Below are 3,451 nucleotides of genomic sequence, written 5' to 3'. Positions count from 1 at the left end.
GTAAGGATAACTAGGAATTATTGGTGGATATTAATAAAATAATCATTGCTACAGAATCTCAACACTCATGGGTCCCGAGTAGCAACTATGGGTTTTCAGATCTGCAGATTAATGAACTAAAGCAATACTTGCCAACACCTCAGCAATCAGTTGAACTTTTACATAGTGTTGCTCTTGCTTCATCTGCAATAGGTATTGATGTCGAACACATAATCATTGATGATGTAGAAACGGCAATAAATAGAATCAGACTATCCAGCTCTAATAAAACTTGTGTTTGGGTTGTCTCTGATGGGCGGCTCTTTCACAATTCAAGTTTAGTATGTGCTTGGCTTAGAAACGTAAACATGAAGGTTTTTGGGATTGACACTACTCTTCAAAGCCTAACCGATAATAAGTATTTAATGACTGTTATTGCTGAAAGGCACGGTCTCTTTGTTCCGGAAACCTTGCTATATCAAGGTAAAAAAAAATTAGCAGAAGTCTCTGGGTTTAGCTCTGATAAGGGTTTTTTCGTCAAGCCAAATACTCTTGGTTCACAAATAGGTATAAATTCAAATTCTCACGTCTCAGATCTGTACCAAGCGATTGAAATTAGTGATAGAATATATAGAAAGTACGGTGTGAATAGCCTTATACAAGCTTATATAGATGGTGAAGACCATAGACTCTCCGTAATTGAAAGGAGAAAAGGGGAGTTAGACTTTCGTTGCTTCAAAGTTTCCATCTCAAATAACCTGAATCAGAAACAAAATTTCTCAACAAACAGAACTGAATCAAATAGAAAGTGGCACCTTCAAAAGCTGAATAATTCTGATTTACCTATTTACAAAGAATCCGGAAAAGTTGTCAAGCTTTTTTACAACCTAGGGCTAATAAATTGCTATGCCGGAATCGATATCAGAGGAACGGATAGCAATGGCTATTTCTTTCTTGAAAACAATGTCAAGCCATTTGTTTGTAAATCATTTGAGGCACTGGCGACAGATTTAAACTACAGTTCTCTCGGAGAAATGTTTGTTGAATCCATAATCAATCATTGTAAATACCAGAGTCAATTATCTCATCAATATTTTTAGTGGAAACAATTGGATACATAAAATCCCAAAATTGAAGGTTTTGAGGCCATAATGCACTGCAAATTTCAATGTTGTTATTTCTTTTTGAACTTAAAATATTATGGTTTCCTATGTTATCTTCTATGTATTTCACTTTTTTATTCAATAAATCAGAGTATCTTGATGGCAGCTTTTTAAAGTTAAAACTCATTGACTTAAATTCCAGCCAATATTTTTCATCTCCTAAGAATAGGTTTAATACAGCTCGATTAAAATATGACTTTATTTTGAAAACAGGATCATTTAAAGTATTACTTTCGATATATTCATGAGCTTTATTGCAAAATTCAACTGCTTGCTCTAGAGAGCCTTTCATTGCCAACACAATAGCAATATTATTATATGCAGAAAAGTAGTCATATGGATAAGTACAATGATCTATCATATTAAAAAAAGCATCAATAGCTTCATCTAGATTTGAGTTAAAAGCTGCATGTAATGCATAGTTGTTAAGAGGGAATGTTACTTCTATCGAACCTTCTCTGGCTACACATTCGATAGACTTCCTTAAAGTTAAGGATATTTCTTCATTGCTAACATCCGACACCATTCTATCACATGCTATATTGTTATTTGCCCTAGCTGCCAAGTAGCTATCATTAATCACTGTATTTTCTGAACTTTCTTTCTTATCCAAACCATAAGTTGGCAAGAGAGAGAAAAGAGCAATAGGCTTTCCTTTCCAACCCGCTATCTTTGTATTAAGTTTTTGATATTCCGTCTTGTAATCAGTAAATTCACCTAGAGCGATCAAACAAGACAACTTAATATATGCAGCACAAAAATATAACCAATCAAATAAATTTCTGCTTAATTTAAAAAGCATGATTTTACTCATTGCCATTTCTGAGAGCGCTATTGAACCTCGTAAATCAATCAACCTCATACGAGCCTGAGCATATATCAACAACTCTATGACTGAGTTATTGCCTGGATCAGCTGCAATTCCTGTCAGTCGGCATTGTAATCCATTTAGTTGCAAACGTAGCAATGAAACGGAATCACATATTTTACAAACTTTTGGTTCAGATAACTGTTCGAGAGAGAGAGACTCAATTCCCTCTTCTACGCAGCTAAGAACTTGCTCAGATGCAGCAATATTATTCTCACTAAGTTTTTGGAGAATGTAAAAAACTCCTCTATTTAGCAACCTTAACTTTAGCGCTAAATCAAACATTTCTATATATGCCATGGCTGCTAGGTCTATCTCTATAGGTATATGTTCATTTCCTTTAGAGTAATAAGAGCTCAACATTTTATAAATTTCCTGCCGCTTAGTTAGCGAAATATATCTAGCCAACTGAGGGTGAGCCAACTCACATATAATATCAGTTAGCCGAATGATGCCATTCTCCAAAGGTTTGCTTAGAGAAAGCTCTACATCCAACGAATCTGCCAAGGAAATTATATTTGCATAACGATTTTCCGTCGCAAATAGTAGACCTAAAAGGAGTAGTGTTTTTTTTGTGTGCTCAGTATCGGAAAAGCATGACTCTAGCTTAACACCTAAAACCTCGCTCTTGCTCTGCTCACTTAAATCAAACTTAATTGCTACTGGATAGCCTAGGTTTTTTTTATAATTGAAGGTCACTCCCTCACGCTCTAAACCTAAAAAATCAAATAAACCTCTTGCAAAATTTTCACTGAATGGTTTTACCTCATGCAGACTTAATTTTAGTTCACTATTCTTGCAAATTTCTTTGATCTTATCTTCAAAAGTTTTTTTAACTTTACCTGTATGCGCACCTTCTGCAACAACTGTTATTCCTGGCGAAATATACTTTATAATTAGAAAAATCAGACCAATTTCATTTTCCTTGGCACATTCTATATTGCTAATCCATAGCACATTAAAGTTAGTTTTGGAAAGTAAATTAGATATTCTTTTTACCTCTCTCTTTGTGGACATATATAAAGGCCCATCAATCTCTCTTAGTACATCTTGCAATGAGAGTGCTTTTTTATCTATATCTAATTTTTCTACCCCCCATTTCAATGGCGCTTTACCTACCATCGGGATGTTTATATTTATTTCGCTTAATTTTATATTTTTTATAGACTGTAAAATTTTTGAACCTATAGGTTGCTTCTCCAGTGCACACACCAACAAAAACCGATTAAGTGAAAGTGGGGCTCTTCCAAAGCTATACTTTAAAACGTTCTCACTTTTAAAGTTGCTATAAAGAACTGAACCGATTATGTTCGATTTACCTACACCTGAGCGGCCTGAGACATAACATAGGTTCGCCTTTTCTTGTATCGAGTTAAGTAACTTCGTCCTCTCTCCAACCCTATCAAAGCATTTATAATCCATAATTCCTAGTTATCCTTAC

The 3,451-nt window shown here is 34.6% G+C and carries 2 protein-coding genes; one reads left to right on the top strand and one right to left on the bottom strand.

The features are described from left to right. The first annotated feature begins 23 nt into the window (after positions 1-23). Complete coding sequence (locus C3B51_RS23440; RefSeq protein WP_130246569.1) at positions 24-1,079, top strand: hypothetical protein; 1,056 nt, start codon at positions 24-26, stop codon at positions 1,077-1,079. Here C3B51_RS23440 and C3B51_RS23435 read toward each other — a convergent pair. Further along, a complete protein-coding gene (locus C3B51_RS23435; protein ID WP_130246568.1) occupies positions 1,033-3,222 on the bottom strand; it encodes a hypothetical protein in 2,190 nt (729 codons plus the stop codon). The two genes, C3B51_RS23440 and C3B51_RS23435, sit on opposite strands and share 47 nt — an antisense overlap. Positions 3,223-3,451: the final 229 nt, after the last annotated feature.

The sequence above is a fragment of the Pseudoalteromonas rubra genome (assembly GCF_004212645.1).
Classification (GTDB): Bacteria; Pseudomonadota; Gammaproteobacteria; order Enterobacterales; family Alteromonadaceae; genus Pseudoalteromonas; species Pseudoalteromonas rubra_G.
This window is presented reverse-complemented; position numbering and strand designations above follow the sequence as displayed.